This is a genomic window from Halomonas sp., assembly GCF_031581305.1.
Lineage (GTDB): Bacteria > Pseudomonadota > Gammaproteobacteria > Pseudomonadales > Halomonadaceae > Halomonas.
The window spans coordinates 1-2338 of record NZ_JAVLBC010000301.1; the positions used below are offsets into that span (position 1 = coordinate 1).

General features: G+C 58.7%; 2 protein-coding genes. One reads left to right on the forward strand and one right to left on the reverse strand.

From position 1 onward, the window contains the following. A partial coding sequence (gene hsdR, locus RI841_RS16010; RefSeq protein WP_310706627.1) for an EcoAI/FtnUII family type I restriction enzme subunit R occupies positions 1-1504 on the reverse strand: 1504 nt, incomplete at its 3' end. 162 nt (positions 1505-1666) lie between these two features. Between hsdR and RI841_RS16015 the strand changes: the two genes are divergently transcribed. Then, on the forward strand, positions 1667-2053 hold the full coding sequence (locus tag RI841_RS16015; RefSeq protein WP_310706628.1) for a hypothetical protein: 387 nt from the start codon (positions 1667-1669) through the stop codon (positions 2051-2053). The last annotated feature ends 285 nt before the right edge of the window (positions 2054-2338 follow it).

Here is a 2338-nt window from a genome sequence, read left to right on the forward strand (position 1 = left end):
GGACGATCAGCTTGCAGGTCTGGGCATCGACGCCGGTGGTCATCAGCTTGCTGGTGGTGGCGATTACCGGATAGCGCGCTTCCGGGTTGATGAAATTGTCGAGCTCGGCCTTGCCTTCATTCTCGTCGCCGGTGATGCGCATCACGTATTTGCGGCTCTCGGCCACCCGCTTGGGGTTGAGGTTCACCAGCGCCTGGCGCATGCGCTCGGCGTGGTCGATGTCCTCGCAGAAAACGATGGTCTTCTGGTACGGGTCGCTGTTCTCCAGGAACTCCGTGATCCTGCGGGCCACCAGCTCGGTGCGCTTCTTAAGGACCAGGTGCTTGTCGAAGTCCTTCTGGTTGTAGATGCGGTCCTCGATCTCCTGGCCTAGTGCGTCGAGCTGCCCCTTGCTGGGCCGCCAGCCTTGAAGGTCACGGTCGATGTCTACCCGCACCACCTTGTAGGGGGCGAGGAAGCCATCCTCGATGCCCTGCTTGAGCGTGTAGGTGTAGACCGGCTCACCGAAGTAGTCGATGTTGGAGACTTCCTTGGTCTCCTTGGGCGTGGCGGTCAAGCCAATGTGGGTGGCTGAGGAGAAGTACTCAAGAATCGCGCGCCAGGCGGAGTCCACGGCGGCACTGCCGCGGTGGCATTCGTCGATCACCACCAGATCGAAGAAGTCCGGCGAGAACTGCTTGTAGATGTTCTTCTCGTCCTCGTTGCCGGTCACCGCCTGGTAGAGTGAGAGGTAAATCTCATAGGACGGGTCTACCGTGTGGTTGGTGACCTTGGTCATCGCCTGGCCGAATGGCTTGAAGTCGTTGTTCTTGGTCTGGTCGACCAGGATGTTGCGGTCAGCGAGGAAGAGGATGCGTTTCTTCTGCTTGGCCTTCCATAGTCGCCAGATGATCTGGAAGGCGGTGAAGGTCTTGCCGGTGCCCGTGGCCATCACCAGCAGGATACGGTCCTGGCCGCGAGCCACCGCTTCCACGGTGCGGTTGATGGCCACTGTCTGATAATAGTGCGGGGTTCGCCCGCTGCCGTCATCAAAGAAGGGCTGCTCCACTACCGGGCGTGCGGCCGGGCCGATGCCCTTGTACTGGCAGTAACGCTCCCAGAGCGCCTCAGGCGAAGGGAAGTCGTCCAGGCCGAGCGTGGTCTCGGTCTGGCTGGCGAGCCCGGTGCGGTCGTGGAACAGGAAGCCGTCGCCGTTGCTGGCGAACACGAAGGGCACGTCCAGGGCGTCGCTGTAGGCCAGTCCCTGCTGCATGCCGTCACCGAGGCCGTGCTGGTTGTCCTTGGCCTCGATCACCGCGATGGGCTGATTCTTCTGGAAGCTGAGAACGTAGTCGGCGCGACGCCGCTTGCCGCGGGTGTGTAGCCTGCCCCGCACGATGATGCGGCCATTGGTGAACGACACCTCCTCGCGCACCTGGGTCTGGATATCCCAGCCGGCGCGTTCCAGCGCCGGCGTGATGAACTTCGTGCAGATATCCCGTTCGCTGAGGGCCTTCTTGTCCATGTGGCGGCATCCTGCTGGTCGGTTGCGAGGCGAGAGAGTGACAGTTACCTGAGCTTACGCCACCCAAGCAGGCTAAGCATCCTGTGCTAGGCTGAACCCATCTACTGTCGAGACCAGACAGCACTTCAGCCGGTAGCTACACACGGACAGGAAGAGCATGCAATGGATAGCAGCCTGCTGGTTAGCCTTCGCCAATATCGCCCTCTCGAGGGCAGGGACTCCCTGGAAAACTTCATCACCGAAGTCTTCGCCTGGCTGTTGCACTATGCCAGCGGTGTCAGCGAGGCAGTGTTGACCTGCCTACAGCGAGCCATGCCCGAAAGCGAAGGCTTCGATCTGCCCTTCTATAGTGAAGAGATTGAATGGGACACCCAAGCTCGATTGGTAAGCCGTCGACCGGATATGCAGGCCACGTGGCCGGGCCGATGGCCTTTGTACGATCATGGGCTGAATTTCAGCCCAACACTTACCATCCAATTTACCTGGAAACGCCCTTGCTCGAAATCCTTCGCGATTCCGAGACCGTGGAGAAATAGCGCAAACGGATAGGATAGTTATAGCTGGATATGAAGCGCTTCAGCTGCTGCAATAAGGTCGATGCCTGGATAAGGGGAAAGAGGAAGGTGATGCAGTGTCAGTGTTATATCGGATGACGGCTGTCGACCCAAAACGGGCATTTCGACAAAGGTAGCGAGCGCCTCGGCCCGTGTTATAAGCGCGAGCGCGCTCATCCACTTTCAGAGCATACAGTCTAATACATTTCAGCAGTAAAATATGCTAGAAAATCAATTGTCGGATCGGAGAAAAGATGGATAAGGCGAAAAATATTTCTGA

What these genes read in the sequence shown, in the direction of transcription:
- RI841_RS16015 (WP_310706628.1), top strand. Translation starts at nt 1,667, where the DNA reads ATGGATAGCAGCCTGCTGGTTAGCCTTCGCCAATATCGCCCTCTCGAG.